This window comes from Streptococcus sp. Marseille-Q5855, from assembly GCF_946901985.1.
Taxonomy (GTDB): domain Bacteria; phylum Bacillota; class Bacilli; order Lactobacillales; family Streptococcaceae; genus Streptococcus.
Window position 1 is genome coordinate 228,622 of record NZ_CAMPPR010000006.1, and the last position, 17,488, is coordinate 246,109.

Genomic DNA, 17,488 nt, shown 5'->3' on the forward strand with positions numbered 1-17,488 from the left:
CTACTTATTTTTCGTCATACCAAGAGTAGTGGAAGATTCCTTCTTTGTCTTTACGTTGGTAAGTGTGGGCACCAAAGTAGTCACGTTGCGCTTGGATCAAGTTAGCTGGAAGGTCAGCTGAACGGTAGCTATCAAAGTAAGTAATAGCTGCTGAGAAGGTTGGTACTGGCACACCAGCTTGAACAGCAAGAGCTACGATGTCACGCACTGCTTGTTGGTACTTAGCAGTAACATCCAAGAAGTACTCATCCAAAAGAAGATTAGCAAGGTCTGCATCACGGTTGTAAGCATCTGTAATCTTTTGCAAGAAACGAGAACGGATGATACAGCCATCACGCCAGATAGATGCGATGTCTGCAAATGGCAAGTTCCAGTTGTTTTCTTTAGAAGCTACACGCAATTGCGCAAAACCTTGTGCGTATGAAATGATTTTTGAGAAGTAAAGGGCTTGACGGATCTTTTCAATCAACTCAGCCTTGTCTCCTTCAAATTTGAAGGCAGCTGGTTTTGGAAGAACCTTGCTAGCATGCACGCGTTCTTCTTTGTAAGTAGAGATGTAACGGGCAAATACTGACTCAGTGATGAGTGACAATGGCACACCAAGGTCAAGTGATGATTGGCTAGTCCATTTACCAGTTCCCTTGTTACCTGCAGCATCAAGGATGTAGTCTACGATTGGTCCAGCTTGACCTTCATCGTCTTTACGGCTCAAGATATCAGCTGTGATTTCGATCAAGTAGCTGTCCAATTCACCCTTGTTCCACTCAGTAAAGATTTCAGCCATGTCTTCTGCAGAAAGGCCTAGCAAGTGTTGCATCAAGTCATAGCTTTCTGCGATCAATTGCATATCACCATACTCGATACCGTTGTGAACCATTTTCACATAGTGACCAGCTCCATCAGGCCCGATGTAAGTCACACATGGTTTGCCATCTTCTGGTGCTTTAGCTGAGATTTCTTCAAGAACATCCGCAACCAATTCGTAGGCTTCTTTTTGTCCACCAGGCATGATAGAAGGACCTTCAAGGGCACCTTTTTCACCACCAGAAACCCCAGTACCGATAAAGTTGATACCTGAGTTTGCCAATTCTTCATTACGACGGATGGTATCTTTGTAGAAAGTATTTCCACCGTCAATCAAGATATCACCCTTGTCAAGGTGTGGAAGAAGGGCTTGGATAGTAGCATCTGTACCAGGTCCAGCTTGAACCATGAGCATGATACGGCGAGGTTTTTCGATTGAGTTTACAAAACTTTCAACGTCATAGCTTGGTACAAAGTTCTTTTCAGGATGGCAAGCAATTACATCTTCCGTTTTTTCTTTACTACGGTTGTAGATAGCAACTGTGTAACCACGAGATTCAATATTAAGGGCAAGGTTACGACCCATTACGGCCATACCTACGACACCAAAGTTAGCTTTTGTCATTTGACACTCCTCTTGTTTGATTTGTTTTATTTTATCATTTTTACTTTTGAAAAGAAAGAATTTTGTAACGACTGCTTAGTAGTCCAAGTCATCCGCATGACCAGCGCCATTTCCGACAAAGTAGCCTGTCTTACAGTTAAGGGTAAAGAGATAGGTTCCATCTGGCTTGTAGAGGTTGTAATAACCATTGCCGTTAACGATATTGACACGTTCAAGGATATATTGGTCTCCAGTGATATAGCCACGTGAACGTGAAGTCGCTAGAATTTGTTCCAAGACACCATCCGCAAAATCCCAAGCAGAGTTGTTACTATCATCAATAGCAGACTGATTATAGGCAACACGACTAGCACTTCTTTGAACAGCAACCCCTGCACTTGATACGCCCATATTGACTTCGCTACGAGAACTTCTAGTCTCATTTGAGGTAGCATTTGAACTACTTGGGCTTGTCTCACTAGTCGTATTTGAGCTTGCTTGACTTGAACTTGAGCTACTAGTTTGACTTGAACTTGAGCTAGAGCTAGAAGTACTTGTTTGCTGGCTCTTACCAAGGCTGATAGCCTTATCTAGCACTTTATCAAGCTCCGTATTTCCAGTTTTAATATCTGTAAATTTAGCATCCGATTTGGCTTTGGCATTGGTATCCAAGACACCATCCACAATAGCTGGTTTTTCAAATTGTGCATTGACATCTTGAATGGCCTTGATTTGCGTTGCTAGACTATCATATTTAGATTTGGCAAGCGTATGTTCACGACTACCTTCCAGCTTATCAAGTAAGGTCTTGAGTTGACTTAGTTTATCAAACTGGCTATTTTTCAAAGCCGTTTTATTGCTGTCTGTGTAGAAGGCGTCATAAAGTGTATTAAAATCATCCACATCCGATTGATTGGCTGTAGTTGATTGAGAAGTTTGGATTTCCTGTGTTGAGCGATTCACTTGACGGTAAACATAATAAGCACTGACACAGATAATTACTGATACAAGCGCCAAAGCGATTAAAACAAAGCCTTTTTTGCTTTTCTTTTCTGAGTCTTCTTGTTCCAGACGAGAAAGGTTTTGCTCCTCTTCCACTTCTTCAGTCATTTCTGTTGGATTTTCATCCTCTAGCAATAGAGGATCCAATCCTTGCCCCTCATCGTCCAGAGGCAAGGGTGGTAAGATGTCTTCAGAAGATGGAACTTCCTCCGAAGAAGCTTCTGACTCTTCTACAGCCTCACGCATCTCTTGAATTAAATCATCCAGACTCTGAGTTTCAACTAACTCCTCTTTTTTGTATTGGCGAGTCGCAAACTTATCTGCTTCGATTTCATCTCTGTGTTGTTTAACATACTTGTCCAAAATGGAATCCTCAGGCAAGACTCCTGCTTCCACTTCCTCATTTTTACGAATAGCTTGACCAACTGTTAGCTCTTTTGCTTCATCAAAATCAAATTGCGGTTCTTGACCTTCTTTTTTATGACGATTTCGTCTTTTCTTACTCATGAGTATCCCTTTCTATTTTACCTCTTGCCGTTTGACACGCTGACCAAAATATTGATACAGGTCCACTTTCAAGGTTCCGTTGTATAACTTACGTTTCTTATCTGCTTGGCTACCATACTTGCTTTCAAAAGCTTCATCACTAGTCAGGATAAATTTGCTCCAAGTTTTCAGTGGTGCAAATACTTGCCCCATCTCAGCATAGAGCTTGGTCACCCCTGCATCATCTGACAAACGCTCCCCGTAAGGCGGATTGGAAATAATCACACCATTGATTTTATCGGAACGCAAATCCTGCACGCGCATCTGCTTAAAAGTAATATCTCCTGCAACACCAGCTGCCTGGGCATTGGCCTTAGCAATTTCCACCATGCGAGCATCAATATCACAGCCCATGATATCCAGTTCCAGCTCACGATCCACTTTTTTAGCTGCTTCTGTACGCACTTCCTGAATCAAGCGTTCGCTGACCCAGTTCCACTCCTCAAAGGCAAAAGAGCGACGAAGTCCTGGTGCCATCTTTCGAGCAATCATGACAGCCTCGATACAGAAAGTCCCCGAACCACAGGTCGGATCAATCAAAGGCTTGTCTGGATACCAGTTAGAAAGTTGTAAAATGGCTGCCGCCATGTTTTCCTTGATAGGGGCTCCCCCTTTTTCGGTACGATAACCACGTTTAAAGAGGCTAGACCCTGTCGTATCAATCATGACAGTTGCCACATCTTTGAGAATAGAGACCTCAATCTTAAACTCTGGGCCATTCTCCATCAAAGGAACACCTTCTGGGCGGGCGTAGTGTTTCTGCAATTTCTTGACAACAGCTTTCTTAGAAATAGCCTGAACACTGGGCTCATTGTGAAGTTTGGACTTAACACATTTAGCTTTGGCAATCGGGAACCGAGCTCCGAGTGGTAAATAATGTTCCCAATCTAAAGCAAAAACTCCCTGAAACAGTTCTTCAAAAGTCTTAGCTGGGAACGTTCCTACGATGATTTTGATACGATCTGCTGCGCGAAGCCAGAGGTTGGTTTCGATAATCGCTCTCACGTCTCCTTGAAAACGAACACGACCATTTTCAACCTGACAATCGTAGCCCAACTCTCGCACTTCTCGTCCCACAACAGCTTCAAGACCTGCTGCTACAGTTGCAATTAAATTAAATTCTTTTTTCATGTTACAGTCTTGCAAGACCTTTCTATATGTCCACTTTAAAAAATGAGGTTGAGAAAATTTCTCAGCCCCAACCTATATGCAATTTTCTATAAGCCATGTTTTGTTCCAGAAGTGACTAGGACCACTTCCTTCGATAATCATCTGTCTACCACTAACAGCTTACAGCTGATAGCAGTCAGAATACTACGTTCGTTTCCGCGTACTCCATGCCCCGACCAAAATTTGGGTTGCTAGCTTGAGGGGTTTACCGCGTTCCACTCTCTCTGTTTCCAGAAAGACTCCGTCACTGTGGCACTTTCAAGCCTACTCTGACCTATCCAAGGACTTAGCCATTTCAACTGCCGTAACGATTTCTCGTCCCTAGGCTTATGGTTTCGCCTAGCACAAACACTACAGGCATCACAGCCTGTGCTAGCATGGACTTTCCTCATGAGAAGCAATTCTCCTCACGCGATTATCCAAAAATTGCATGTAACAAGACCTGAATTACAAATCAGTATTGTCTAAAATTTGTTTACCGAATACTTCTTTTTCAAGACGATTCAAGCGTTTCAAAATATCAAAATTCGTCATAGAAGATGAAGCAGCCACATCAATTGGATCTGGGTGACTAGGACTTGGAGCCGAACTCACTTGCGGTTTACGAGTTAATTCTTCCTTCAAATCCGCAATTTCCTGACGAAGTGACTTGACCAAGGCAGCATAGGTTTCATAGTCCTTGATGACATCGTCTAAAAACTCATCAACTTCTACTTTACTATACCCTCGTACTTCACGTCCAAACTCTTGTTCAAAAATATCTTTTGCTGAAAAAATAATACTTGCCATGTCTCTCTCCATTCTCGCTTGCTAGTATTATTATATAAAAAAAGGCAAACAAAAATCAAGGTCAAAGCTTCAATTTTCGGAAAAATTTTCAGCAAGTTCATTTAATTGATCAAATGTTAATCTCTTTATAAAATAGTCCTCTTGATTTTTCATCTTTTGGTAAAAATAAGCTAGTTTCGTTTCATTTTCTTCATCATAAAAAAGATAGGAACTAGTCGTGTTTTCCAGCAAAAACTGCTGGTAATCTCTTAACTGCCCCTTGTGCTCATAGCGAGGATAAGCATATTTGACAAAGTCTACCTGCTTAAAACGACTCAGTTTCATCTGATTGCCTTCATTCCAATTTTCCCCATGGGTTTCAAAAGCAAAAATGGTCGCCAACTGGAAACCGTACTCGGTTTTCATCTCCTGAGCAACCTCTAAAACCCAATATTCAAAACCCAAAGTCCCTGTAAATACAAGCCAAGACACCCCATCTGCTGCCATAGCCTCTAAATCTTTACGTATTGCTTTTTTTATCAATTTAAGACGAGGATCCTTGTCAGAAAACAAACCCAAATCAAAAGCAGAATAGCCTAAAACCAAAACTGTAGCCATTTTTAACCCTTTCTGTGCAAATTTATGGTATAATAGAGTGATGTTATTGTACCAATAAGGAGAATTATGGTCAACTATCCACATAAACTTTCATCACAAAAAAGACAACCATCTCTTTCTCAACCCAAAAATTTCGCAAATCGAGGAATGTCTTTTGAAAAGATGATCAATGCTACCAACGACTACTATTTGTCTCAGGGCTTGGCTGTTATACACAAGAAACCAACCCCTATTCAAATCGTACGAGTGGACTATCCACAACGAAGTCGTGCCAAGATTGTTGAAGCCTATTTTCGACAAGCTTCAACGACGGACTATTCTGGCGTTTATAATGGATATTACATCGACTTTGAAGCCAAGGAAACAAAACAAAAACGTGCGATTCCGATGAAAAATTTTCATCCACATCAGATTCAGCATATGGAACAAGTCCTTGCCCAACAAGGAATCTGCTTTGTCCTTCTTCACTTTTCTTCTCAGCAAGAAACCTACTTATTGCCGGCATTCGATTTGATTCGCTTCTATCATCAAGATAAGGGACAAAAATCAATGCCACTTGGATATATTCGAGAATATGGATATGAAATCAAGGCTGGTGCCTTCCCTCAAATTCCTTATCTCAATGTTATCAAAGAACATTTATTAGGTGGTAAAACAAGATGAACAAACCAACGATTCTGCGCCTAATCAAGTATCTGAGCATTAGCTTCTTAAGCTTGGTTATCGCAGCCATTGTCTTAGGCGGAGGAGTTTTTTTCTACTATGTTAGCAAGGCTCCTAGCCTATCCGAGAGTAAACTAGTTGCAACAACCTCTAGTAAAATCTACGACAATAAAAATCAACTCATTGCTGACTTGGGTTCTGAACGCCGCGTCAATGCCCAAGCTAATGATATTCCCACAGATTTGGTTAAGGCAATCGTTTCTATCGAAGACCATCGCTTCTTCGACCACAGGGGGATTGATACCATCCGTATCATGGGGGCGGCATTGAGAAACCTCCAAGGGAAAGGAGGGCTCCAAGGGGCTTCAACCTTGACTCAGCAATTGATTAAATTAACTTATTTCTCTACTTCAACTGCCGATCAAACCTTGTCACGTAAAGCCCAAGAAGCTTGGCTAGCCGTTCAATTAGAGCAAAAAGCAACCAAGCAAGAAATCCTGACCTACTACATCAACAAAGTCTACATGTCTAACGGTAACTATGGAATGCAAACCGCAGCCGAAAATTACTATGGAAAAGACTTGAAGGATTTAAGCTTGCCACAGTTAGCACTCCTAGCCGGAATGCCTCAAGCACCAAACCAATATGATCCATATTCCCATCCAGAAGCTGCTCTAGAGCGTCGTAACTTGGTACTTTCAGAAATGAAGGGACAGAAGTATATCAGTGCAGAACAGTATGAAAAAGCAATTAATACTCCTATCACTGATGGTCTCCAGAGCTTGAAATCAGCCAATAGTTATCCAGCCTATATGGACAACTACCTCAAAGAAGTAATCGACCAAGTCGAACAAGAAACTGGCTATAACCTTCTAACTACTGGGATGGATGTCTACACAAATGTAGACCAAGAGGCTCAAAAACGTCTGTGGGATATCTACAACTCCGATCAATACGTCTCTTACCCTGACGATGATTTGCAAGTCGCATCTACGGTCGTGGATGTAACAAATGGTAAAGTCATTGCTCAGTTAGGTGCCCGTCACCAATCAAGTAATGTATCTTTCGGAATCAACCAAGCCGTTGAAACCAATCGTGACTGGGGTTCTAGTATGAAACCAATCACTGACTATGCTCCCGCTTTAGAATATGGAGTCTATGACTCTACTGCGTCTATTGTACATGATGTTCCTTATAACTATCCTGGCACTGATACTCCACTCTACAACTGGGATCATGGCTACTTTGGAAACATTACAATCCAGTATGCTCTTCAACAATCACGAAATGTCACAGCCGTTGAGACTTTGAATAAGGTCGGTCTAGATAGAGCTAAAACCTTCCTTAATGGTCTTGGTATCGACTATCCAAGCATGTATTATGCAAACGCCATTTCAAGTAACACAACTGAATCCAACAAACAGTACGGTGCAAGTAGTGAAAAAATGGCAGTTGCCTACGCAGCCTTTGCTAATGGTGGTATTTACCATAAACCAATGTATATCAATAAAATAGTCTTCAGTGATGGTAGTGAAAAAGAATTTTCTGATGCCGGTACACGAGCTATGAAAGAGACTACAGCCTATATGATGACCGAAATGATGAAAACAGTCTTAGTTTATGGTATCGGACGTGGTGCCTACCTACCATGGCTTCCACAAGCTGGTAAGACTGGTACTTCTAACTATACTGATGAAGAAATCGAAAAATATGTCAAAAACACTGGTTACGTAGCTCCAGATGAATCGTTTGTAGGATATACTCCTAAGTATTCTATGGCTGTATGGACTGGATACTCAAACCGTTTTACTCCAATAGTTGGAGATGGTTTCCTAGTTGCTGCCAAGGTTTATCGCTCAATGATATCGTATTTATCAGAAGATGAGCAACCTGAAGATTGGACGATGCCAGATGGCCTGTTCCGAAATGGCGAATTTATCTTCAAAAATAGTACAAAAAATACTTGGAATAATCAAACTACACAACAAAGTTCACAACAAACGCAAATAGTAGAGAATTCCTCTACAACAGCTGAAAGTACAACTACACAGGCAAGTTCGACGGTTGGACAACAACCCAATAATGCTCCAGCAACTGATCCTAACCAAGGACAAGCTGGTCAAGCTGGTCAACCGACACAACCAGTACAACCAACGCCACAAAATCCACAAGTTCAACAACCACAACAGTGAGATGAAAGAAAATCCTGAGAATAAAAACTCAGGATTTTTTCTACAAAAAAATTAGCTTCATAATCTTTGAAAGTGAAGAGAGGTTTCAACTCATTTTCAATAAACCAAAAGAAGTTAGCTTACAACTAACTTCTTTTTATCTTATTTCACATGTTTTGCGAGTTCTTCTTGCGCTTTTTTATTGGATTCTGCTTTTTCTTTCATCCATTTTTCTTGAGCTTTTTGATATTCATCTGCAGTAACTGCCTTGTCTTGAAGTTCAAGGTATTTATACAAGACTGGGTCACTTGTACCTTTATTTCCTGACAATGCAAATGGTATTGTAAATGGTACCATCTTAGACAAGATTGGACGACCAGTTTTAGAAGTTGTTGGGATGATCAAGGCACTATCTGTCAACCAAGCTTGGGCTGCTGCGTATTTATCATATCGTTTAGCAACATCTGTAGTCTCATCACCAGCTTCAGTAACCAATTTTTCGTAGTCATATAGACCTACTTTTTTAGCAGCTACATTATCTTCCCCTGAGTCAAATCCTAAATATGTTTTAGTACTTTCTCCTACAGAAGGTTTGATAATATCAAGGTAGGTTGATGGATCGGCAAAGTCTGGACCCCAACCGACATTATCTGATAAATCCCAGTCTTCGCCAGCAGCATTTTCGGCAAATAGAGTTACATTAAGCAATTCATCTTTTTGCAATTGTTGGATATCAATAACGACATTATCAGTTCCTAAAGTTGCTTCCAAGGATTGTTTCATAGATTGGACACGTTGAACTTTTGTAGTTGCTGTCTGGTCAACAGGCATATCTAGGTGAATTGGGAATTGTACTCCCTCAGCTTGTAGGGCTGATTTGGCTTTGGCAAATTCTGCTTTAGCTTTTTCTGGATTGTAAAGACCATCTTGTGAATCTGCAAGATTGACATCCTTCCATTCATCCCCATAAGTCACTAATTTTTCTTTGACTATATCGCCAAAGTTCTTCCCATCTGCTTGAACAAATGTTGGTGGAACAAAGAGATTACGCAAGATTTTGCTTGCTCCAGTTTCTCCATTCAACTGAGAGGCATAGGCTGTACGGTCAAAACCAAAGGCAATAGCCTGACGGAAATCCTTGTTTAAGAGAGCCTTTTTAGTTGAAGTCTTTTGTTCTTCGCTAGTCTTAGATGTGTGTTTATAAGATTGACGGTCAATATTTGTCCCTACTAGATAAGTCGTAGAGTCTTGTTGCGTATAGACGATATTGTCTTTCATACTCTTCTCAAGCTCTGCGAAACTTGCACTTGTTGGATAAAGACGAGCTGCTGTAAGGCTACCATCTTTAAAGTTTTCTGCTGGTTTGCTGGTATCTTGCCCATCCCAGAATGACAATTTGACCTTGTCAATATGCACATTGTCCTTATCCCAGTAGTTCGGATTTTTCGCAAATTCAACAGAGGATTTAGTCACAATGGATTTCAACAAATAAGGGCCGTTATACAAGAGACTACTTGGATCCGTAGCTTTGGCAAAATCATCCCCTTTTGAGTTCAAAAACTCTTCATTGACTGGCGCAAGCACACCCATGGTTGTTTTTGAGTTCCAAAAAGTTTCAGGTTTGTTCAAGGTGTATTGGATTGTTTGGTCGTCAAGGGCTTTAATCCCGACTTGAGCGAAGTCTGTGATTTCACCTTTGGCATAGGCATCCAGACCTTTGATTGAATCCTGTACCAAGTAAAGGGCTTCTGCTTTCTTATCTGTTGCATATTTAAGTCCTGTTACAAAGTCCTGAGCCTTAACAGGAGCGTACTCTTCTCCCTCAGATGTATACCACTTGGCATCCTGACGAATCTTATAAGTATAAGTCAAGCCATCCTTAGAGACTGACCAGTCTTCTGCCAATGAAGGAACAAGGTTCCCGTATTTATCATTTTCAAGTAGTCCATCGATCACATTACTAGTAATCTCAGAAGTTGCTGCCTTACCAGTTGTCAAATAGTTGAGATTATCTGGATGTGTCTCGTAGGTAAATGCAAAGGTCTTTTCACCTTGAGCGCCTGAACCCCCAGAACAAGCAGCTAAAACACCAGCTGCTAATAAGGTTACTCCCGCAAGAGCCAATACTTTTCTTGTTTTCATAGTATTCTCCTTTGTTTTTTTATTCATTATAGACTCTTTTTCAAGTCCTGTCAATAGAATTTTCTGAATTTTAAGAGTTATTTGTTATATTTGATATATTCTGAAAAATAAAATTGTTCATTTATGCTAAAAAAGCCAACATAGGTTCTCTTCTGATAAGCAGAAAAGAATCTTGTTGACCTTACTTCTAAAAATCTTAAGTAGCAAAGATTCTAAAATAACGGAATCCTTGCATTATTGTCCCAACTCTTCCTCGACCACTTCCAAAGCCCGTTCAATGACCACATGCATGTCATAGTATTTATAATCTGCTAAACGACCACAGAAAATAACCTTATCATTTGTTGCCGCTTCTTCCTGATATTTGGCAAATATAGCATTGTTTCTCTCATCATTGATTGGATAATAAGGTTCATCTCCACGTTTCCAATCAGCTGGGTATTCACGAGTAATGACCGTTTTAGCTTGTGTACCATACTCAAAGTGTTTATGCTCAATAATGCGAGTATAAGGAATTTCTCGTTCTGTATAGTTGACAACAGCATTTCCTTGATAGTTTTCTTCATCAAGAACTTCATGCTCAAAACGAAGACTACGGTATTCTAACTCACCATGTTTATAATCAAAGTATTGGTCAATCATCCCTGTGAAGACAACCTTTTCAGCAGAAGCTTCTAATTCCTGACGATTGGCAAAAAAATCAAGACCAAGTTCTACTTCCACATCCTTGAGCATATTTTCGATAATGACATTATAGCCACCGATTGGAATTCCTTGGTAACGGTCATTAAAGTAGTTATTATCAAAAGTCAAACGAACTGGTAGACGTTTAATAATAAAGGGTGGAAGGTCAGTCGCAGAACGTCCCCATTGCTTTTCAGTGTAGCCTTTAATCAACTTTTCATAAATATCTGGACCGATTAACTTGATAGCCTGTTCTTCCAAGTTTTTCGGTTCAACGTCCTTCATATGAGCCGTTTGCTCAGCAATCTTATTTTTGACTTCTTGAGGTTTTTTTGTCCCCCACATAGCATAGAAAGTATTCATATTGAAAGGGAGATTATAAAGGCTACCCTTGTAATTAGCTAGAGGCGAGTTGATGTAGTTGTTAAATTCAGCAAATTGATTCACATAATCCCAAACTTTTTTATTAGAAGTATGAAAGATATGGGCACCATATTTATGAACATTAACCCCTTCTACATTCTCACAGTAGATATTTCCACCAATGTGGTCACGTTTATCAATAACTTTTACTTTTTTTCCACGCTTGGTTGCTTCATAAGCAAAAATTGCTCCCGACAAACCAGCACCAACGATTAGATAGTCGTACATAGTCTCTTCCTTATCACTTATCTTTACATCTCCTTAACTATAGTAAAAGAGAGGATCTTAGTTTCAATCTATTTTAGCACAAAACAAATCATTTCTTAGTTTTCAATAGCCGAGTGATTTAAAAAGACAAGCACCAAAACTGATGTTTGTCTTTATGATTTTGCTTGAAAAGGCTATTTCTAACTATTTAACATGTTTTTCTGCTTCTTTTTGAGCTTTTTCAATTGCTTTTTTGCTTTCTTGCTCCCATTTAGTCTTAGCTTCTTCATACTGTTTGGTTGTCACAGTATCTTTTTGCAGTTTCATGTACTTGTAGTTATTGCCATCACCCTTGATACCAACCAATGAATACCCTCTTGTAAATGGCGTTACTTTTGTTACAGATGCTGTGCCACCACTTGACATAGCTGACATAATCAGAGAATTGTCAATCATCCAAGCCTGTGCTTCAGCATATTTTTCATAGCGTTTGGCCACATCTTTATTTTCACTATCTGCATCTTTGAGCATCTTGGTGTAAGTATCAAGCCCCAAGCTAGCAATCTTAGCTTTATCTTCCTGGGCATCTAGACCAAAGATCTTGAGGTAGAACCCATCCTCTGCATTGAAAGGATTGAGATAAGTTGACGGATCTTGGTAGTCACCTACCCAGCCATCAAAGTTCAAATCATAGTCACGATCAGCTGGTGTTGGCGCTAAAAAGGCTACATTATTAAAATCATCTGTTGAAAGTTGTTGAACATCAATGACAATGTTATCAGCACCTAAAACTGACTCAAGGGTCTGCTTAACTGAGTTCATGCCTGTCACAGCATTTTTACTTGTCTGATCAACTGCAACATCCAAGTGAATAGGGAAAGTCACACCTTGACTTGCCAATTCTTTTTTAGCTTCCGCAAATTTTGCTTGAGCCTTTTCTTTGTTGAAATAGGCATCCTGAGCATCTGCCAAGTTAATACCTGACCATTCTGTGCCATAGTTGACCAATTTAGAAGCAACTACTTCTCCAAAGGTCTTGTCTCCAACTTGGACAAATGTAGGAGGCACCAGTGTGTTCCGAAGGGTCTTACTAGCTGCTTCCCCATTTGACTGAGCGGAATAGGCTGTGCGGTCCAAGGCAAAGTTCACCGCTTGGCGGAAGTTCTTGTTCAAGACAGCTGTCTCCGTTGACTTCTTCTGCTCGTCTGTCGTTTTAGACGTATGGTTGTAAGCCTTACGGTTGACGTTGAAATTAAAATACCAAGAAGTCTTGTCCTGCAAGCTATAGACGATATTATCCTTATATTTTTCCTTAGTCTTAGCAAAGTTTGAACTATTTGGATAAACCCCAGCGATTGAATAAGCTCCACTTTCAAAGTTACGGATGGTCAATTCTTGGTCTGAGCCATCAAAATAAGCCAATTTCACATGTTCAATTGATACTTTGTCATGATCATAGTAATGCGGATTTTTCACATACTCGATCGATGATTTTGATGTGAAATCTTTTAACAAATAAGGTCCGCTGTAGAGAATGCTATCTGGAGATAGGGTCCCAAAATCTTTCCCTTTTGAACTTAGAAACTCTTCGTTTACCGGGAAAAGAATACTGTTGGTTGTTTTTGAGTTCCAGTAAGGTTCTGGGCGTGTCAAAGTATACTCAACAGTCTGGTCATCGATGGCCTTCACCCCAACCTTAGAAAAGTCAGAATCCGCTCCTGTAATATAATCATTCAAGCCCTTGATCGAGTTTTGAATCAAATCAATGGCCTGTGATTTATTATCCACTGCATACTTGATACCTGTCACAAAATCCTGAGCCTTGACTGGGGCGTACTCTTCACCGTCAGCCGTGAACCATTTGGCATCTTTTCTCAGTTTATAGGTATAAGTCAGACCGTCGCTTGAAACAGACCAGTCTTCTGCCAAAGATGGAACTAGGTTTCCGTGATTGTCATTTTCAAGCAAACCATCAACTAGGTTGGTTATAATCGATGTATTATCAGCGTAATAATCTAATAAGTAATTAAATGTAGTTGGGTTTCCACTAAAGGTTGATGAGTAAGTTTTTGTATCTGAACCTGATTGTCCGCAAGCGGCTAAAAGCAAAGCAGCTGCAACAGTCAGGCCTGCACTAAGGACACGCTTTTTTGTAGTCATCTTCTTTCTCCTTTATGTTAGTTTTTATAACATAAGTTTATTTTACCAAAATAGTGGGAATTTGTAAAGTTAATTGAATTTTGAGAATGAAAGTTTATAAACCTTGGTTATAAAAAAACAAAGGATTTCTGCTTTTCATACAGTCCTCCCTTGTTTTTATACGATTTCAATTTTAAATTTTTCTGTAAAAAATATTTATAGCAATTCCACACAGAAAGCATCCCATGGAGCCAAGATTTGTTTTTCAAAGACTTCTTGAGCTAGGGTGTTTTCAATCAAGACCGATTTGACGTTTCCTTCTACTGTCAAGTCTTGCTCTTCATTGGACAAGTTAGCCACAACTAGGAAACGACGGTCCCCATCTTTACGGATATAGGCGAAGACCTTATCAGCCGTTTCAAGCAATTCAAAGTCAGCTCGAATCAGCCAGCTGTTTTCCTTACGGATTTGAACCAGTTTCTGATAGGTATAGAAAATAGAATCTGGATTTGCCAGCGCTTCTTGAACGTTGATTGTTTGATAGTTTGGATTAACCTCCAACCAAGGTTGACCTGTTGAGAACCCGGCGTTTTTGCTCTCATCCCATTGCATAGGGGTACGGGCATTGTCACGTCCAATGACACGGATACTGTCCATGATTTCTTCCATTGGAACACCTTTTTCAAGAGCCTCACGCGCATAGTTGAGGGATTCAATATCTTCTACTTGGTCCAGTGTTTCAAACGGATAGTTGGTCATCCCAATCTCCTCACCTTGGTAGATATAAGGTGTCCCTCTCATGAGATGAAGCAAAATCGCAAAGGTTTTGGCAGATTTTTCGCGGTATTCCTGGTCATTTCCCCAGATTGAGACGATACGAGGAAGGTCATGATTGTTCCAGAAGAGCGAATTCCAGCCTTCCTCAACTCCTAATTCTGTCTGCCATTTGTTGAAAATCTCTTTTAACTTAGCAATATTCAGCTCTTTTTGATAGTGCCATTTAGGCTGACCTTCCTGATACTGAAGACCGATGTGTTCGAACTGGAAAACCATAGACAATTCTTGCCCCTTTGGATCAGAGTAGAGCTTGGCAATCTCTGGCGTTGCTCCCCATGTTTCCCCTACTGTCAAGAGATTCTTATCTCCAAAGGTTGCCTGATTCATCTCCTTGAGATAAGGGTGGAGCATAGGACCATTATTGACTACTTTCTCATCAGGAATTTTACCAATCATATCAATGACATCCATACGGAAACCGCCAATGCCTTTATCAATCCAGAAGTTCATCATCTCATAGATTTTCTGGCGAAGTTTTTCATTTTCCCAGTTGAGATCCGGCTGTTTCTTGCTGAAAAAGTGGAGATAGTATTGACCTGACTTTTCATCGTATTCCCAAGCTGATCCACTAAAAATAGAATCTAAGTCGTTTGGTTCATCTCGCCAGATGTAGTAGTCTCGCTCAAGACTGTCAGGATTTTCACAGGCCTCGACAAACCAAGCATGTTCATCTGAGGTATGATTGACCACCAAGTCCATGATGATACGAATATCACGTTTCTTAGCTTCCGCGATCAGTTGGCCCATGTCCTCCATAGTCCCGAAAATAGCCGCAATCGCTTGATAATCAGCAATATCGTAGCCATTATCATCCATAGGACTGTCATAAACAGGAGAAAGCCAAATCGCTGTAATTCCTAACTTGGCTAGATAGTCTAACTTACTAGTAATTCCAGGCAAATCACCAATTCCATCTCCGTTACTATCCATAAAACTCTTAGGATAAACTTGATAGACTACAGCATTGTGCCACCATTTTTCTTGCATCTTCTTACCTCATTATTTTAATAATCTACAGTCTATGATAGCGCTTTTCGGAATTTTGTGCAAGCGTTTGCCTAATCTTTTTGATTCCTTTTTTAACTCCATAGTTTCCTAACTTCCAATTTTTTATTATAATAGAGGTCAGAGGTAAAAAAATGAAAAAACAAGCTTTTAGTTCTGAACAATATTTGAATCTACAGCGCGACCACATTTTGGAGCGCATTAATCAATTTGACGGCAAGCTCTACTTGGAGTTTGGTGGTAAAATGTTAGAAGATTTCCACGCTGCTCGTGTCCTTCCTGGTTATGAGCCTGACAACAAAATCAAGCTCTTGCAAGAATTGAAAGAACAGGTCGAGGTTGTGATCGCTATTAATGCTAGCAATATCGAGCACTCTAAAGCACGTGGGGACTTGGGCATTTCTTATGACCAAGAAGTTCTTCGCTTGATTGACAAATTCAATGAATTGGGAATTTTTGTCGGCTCAGTGGTCATCACACAGTACGCTGGTCAACCAGCTGCAGATGCCTTCCGCAACCAACTTGAGAAAAATGGAATTGATTCTTATCTTCATTATCCAATCAAAGGATATCCGACAGATATGGATCACATCATTTCCCCAGAAGGTATGGGGAAAAACGACTACATCAAAACCAGTCGCAACTTGATCGTCGTAACAGCTCCTGGACCTGGTTCTGGAAAATTGGCAACTTGTATGTCAAATATGTACCACGACCAAATCAATGGTATCAAGTCTGGTTACGCTAAATTTGAAACCTTCCCAGTTTGGAATCTTCCCCTTCATCACCCAGTCAATTTGGCCTACGAGGCTGCAACCGCAGACCTTGATGATGTCAACATGATTGACCCCTTCCATCTCCAAACCTACGGAGAGACCACTGTCAACTACAACCGTGATATCGAAATTTTCCCAGTGCTCAAGCGCATGTTGGAGCGCATTCTCGGAGAATCACCATACGCTTCTCCGACAGACATGGGTGTCAACATGGTTGGTTTCGCTATTACAGATGACGAGGCTGCTGTCGAAGCTTCTAAACAAGAAATCATCCGCCGTTACTATCAAACAGTTCTTGACTTCAAAGCCGAAAAGGTGGGCGAGTCTGCTGTCAAGAAAATCGAGTTGCTCATGAACGACCTCGGTATCACACCTGCAGACCGTAAGGTTGCTGTCGTTGCCCGTCAAAAAGCAGAAGAAACTGGCGGACCAGCCCTAGCTCTTGAATTGCCAAGCGGGGAAATCGTGACTGGTAAGAATTCTGAACTCTTTGGGCCTACAGCAGCTGCCTTGATTAACGCCATTAAGAAATCAGCTGACATCGCTAAAGAAGTAAAACTAATCGAGCCTGAAGTTGTTAAGCCAATCCAAGGTCTTAAAATCGATCATCTCGGTAGTCGCAATCCACGCCTTCATTCAAATGAAATCCTGATTGCTCTTGCCATCACAGCTACAGAAAATCCTGATGCCGCTCGTGCTATGGAAGAGCTTGGCAACCTCAAAGGAAGCGAAGCCCACTCAACCATCATCTTGACTGATGAAGACAAGAATGTCCTTCGTAAACTGGATATCAACGTAACCTTTGACCCATATTACCAATACGACCGCTTGTATCGTAAATAACGATTTGAACCTCTCCACCCTCGGAGAGGTTTTCTCTCTGCCTCAAGAGCTAGCTTTATGTTATAATGAAAGAAGAAAACTGAAAG

The 17,488-nt window shown here is 40.6% G+C and carries 12 protein-coding genes and 1 other RNA gene; 3 read left to right on the forward strand and 10 right to left on the reverse strand.

Features of this window, described 5'->3' with window-relative positions; all coding sequences use genetic code 11:
• Positions 1-4 precede the first annotated feature (4 nt).
• The 6 genes from gndA to OC529_RS07600 all read right to left on the reverse strand — a co-directional run bounded on the left by gndA (position 5) and on the right by OC529_RS07600 (position 5,512).
• A complete protein-coding gene (gndA, locus tag OC529_RS07575; RefSeq protein ID WP_050389763.1) occupies positions 5-1,429 on the reverse strand; it encodes an NADP-dependent phosphogluconate dehydrogenase in 1,425 nt (474 codons plus the stop codon).
• Positions 1,430-1,504: 75 nt separating this feature from the next.
• Positions 1,505-2,917 carry a mid-cell-anchored protein MapZ gene (gene mapZ / locus OC529_RS07580; RefSeq protein WP_262081876.1) on the reverse strand — a complete coding sequence of 471 codons (1,413 nt, stop codon included), beginning with the start codon at positions 2,915-2,917 and terminating at the stop codon, positions 1,505-1,507.
• A gap of 12 nt (positions 2,918-2,929) precedes the next feature.
• Positions 2,930-4,087, reverse strand: coding sequence for a class I SAM-dependent RNA methyltransferase (locus tag OC529_RS07585; RefSeq protein ID WP_262081877.1), 1,158 nt, complete (start codon positions 4,085-4,087; stop codon positions 2,930-2,932).
• An 84-nt stretch (positions 4,088-4,171) separates the two neighbouring features.
• Positions 4,172-4,553: RNase P RNA component class B (rnpB, locus tag OC529_RS07590), an RNA gene on the reverse strand.
• Between the two features lie 20 nt (positions 4,554-4,573).
• The gene (gpsB, locus tag OC529_RS07595; RefSeq protein WP_000146532.1) at positions 4,574-4,915 is read right to left on the reverse strand and encodes a cell division regulator GpsB; all 342 of its coding nucleotides are present in this window, start codon (positions 4,913-4,915) and stop codon (positions 4,574-4,576) included.
• A gap of 69 nt (positions 4,916-4,984) precedes the next feature.
• Positions 4,985-5,512, reverse strand: coding sequence for a DUF1273 domain-containing protein (locus tag OC529_RS07600; protein WP_112444350.1), 528 nt, complete (start codon positions 5,510-5,512; stop codon positions 4,985-4,987).
• Between the two features lie 66 nt (positions 5,513-5,578).
• Between OC529_RS07600 and recU the strand changes: the two genes are divergently transcribed.
• Together recU and pbp1a are read left to right on the forward strand one after the other, a co-directional pair.
• Positions 5,579-6,175 (forward strand): Holliday junction resolvase RecU, encoded by a 597-nt coding sequence (gene recU / locus OC529_RS07605; protein WP_000248774.1) that lies wholly within the window; start codon positions 5,579-5,581, stop codon positions 6,173-6,175.
• The gene (gene pbp1a / locus OC529_RS07610) at positions 6,172-8,367 is read left to right on the forward strand and encodes a penicillin-binding protein PBP1A (RefSeq protein ID WP_112444348.1); all 2,196 of its coding nucleotides are present in this window, start codon (positions 6,172-6,174) and stop codon (positions 8,365-8,367) included. The genes recU and pbp1a overlap by 4 nt, the downstream gene beginning before the upstream one ends.
• 141 nt (positions 8,368-8,508) lie before the next feature.
• On the opposite strand, the gene OC529_RS07615 is transcribed toward pbp1a, so the two are convergent.
• The 4 genes from OC529_RS07615 to OC529_RS07630 all read right to left on the reverse strand — a co-directional run bounded on the left by OC529_RS07615 (position 8,509) and on the right by OC529_RS07630 (position 15,765).
• A complete protein-coding gene (locus OC529_RS07615; RefSeq protein ID WP_112444345.1) occupies positions 8,509-10,488 on the reverse strand; it encodes a peptide ABC transporter substrate-binding protein in 1,980 nt (659 codons plus the stop codon).
• Positions 10,489-10,722: 234 nt separating this feature from the next.
• Positions 10,723-11,823, reverse strand: a complete 1,101-nt coding sequence (glf, locus tag OC529_RS07620; protein ID WP_112444343.1) for a UDP-galactopyranose mutase — start codon at positions 11,821-11,823, stop codon at positions 10,723-10,725.
• A gap of 183 nt (positions 11,824-12,006) precedes the next feature.
• Positions 12,007-13,962 (reverse strand): peptide ABC transporter substrate-binding protein, encoded by a 1,956-nt coding sequence (locus OC529_RS07625; protein WP_262081878.1) that lies wholly within the window; start codon positions 13,960-13,962, stop codon positions 12,007-12,009.
• 195 nt (positions 13,963-14,157) lie between these two features.
• A complete protein-coding gene (locus OC529_RS07630) occupies positions 14,158-15,765 on the reverse strand; it encodes a glycoside hydrolase family 13 protein (RefSeq protein WP_262081879.1) in 1,608 nt (535 codons plus the stop codon).
• Between the two features lie 152 nt (positions 15,766-15,917).
• On the opposite strand from OC529_RS07630, the gene OC529_RS07635 reads away from it, so the two are divergent.
• Positions 15,918-17,402, forward strand: a complete 1,485-nt coding sequence (locus OC529_RS07635; RefSeq protein WP_262081880.1) for a DUF1846 domain-containing protein — start codon at positions 15,918-15,920, stop codon at positions 17,400-17,402.
• The last annotated feature ends 86 nt before the right edge of the window (positions 17,403-17,488 follow it).

What these genes read in the sequence shown, in the direction of transcription:
- OC529_RS07615 (WP_112444345.1), bottom strand. Translation starts at nt 10,488, where the DNA reads ATGAAAACAAGAAAAGTATTGGCTCTTGCGGGAGTAACCTTATTAGCA.
- OC529_RS07625 (WP_262081878.1), bottom strand. Translation starts at nt 13,962, where the DNA reads ATGACTACAAAAAAGCGTGTCCTTAGTGCAGGCCTGACTGTTGCAGCT.
- recU (WP_000248774.1), top strand. Translation starts at nt 5,579, where the DNA reads ATGGTCAACTATCCACATAAACTTTCATCACAAAAAAGACAACCATCT.
- OC529_RS07600 (WP_112444350.1), bottom strand. Translation starts at nt 5,512, where the DNA reads ATGGCTACAGTTTTGGTTTTAGGCTATTCTGCTTTTGATTTGGGTTTG.
- gndA (WP_050389763.1), bottom strand. Translation starts at nt 1,429, where the DNA reads ATGACAAAAGCTAACTTTGGTGTCGTAGGTATGGCCGTAATGGGTCGT.
- OC529_RS07585 (WP_262081877.1), bottom strand. Translation starts at nt 4,087, where the DNA reads ATGAAAAAAGAATTTAATTTAATTGCAACTGTAGCAGCAGGTCTTGAA.
- glf (WP_112444343.1), bottom strand. Translation starts at nt 11,823, where the DNA reads ATGTACGACTATCTAATCGTTGGTGCTGGTTTGTCGGGAGCAATTTTT.
- OC529_RS07635 (WP_262081880.1), top strand. Translation starts at nt 15,918, where the DNA reads ATGAAAAAACAAGCTTTTAGTTCTGAACAATATTTGAATCTACAGCGC.
- gpsB (WP_000146532.1), bottom strand. Translation starts at nt 4,915, where the DNA reads ATGGCAAGTATTATTTTTTCAGCAAAAGATATTTTTGAACAAGAGTTT.
- pbp1a (WP_112444348.1), top strand. Translation starts at nt 6,172, where the DNA reads ATGAACAAACCAACGATTCTGCGCCTAATCAAGTATCTGAGCATTAGC.
- OC529_RS07630 (WP_262081879.1), bottom strand. Translation starts at nt 15,765, where the DNA reads ATGCAAGAAAAATGGTGGCACAATGCTGTAGTCTATCAAGTTTATCCT.
- mapZ (WP_262081876.1), bottom strand. Translation starts at nt 2,917, where the DNA reads ATGAGTAAGAAAAGACGAAATCGTCATAAAAAAGAAGGTCAAGAACCG.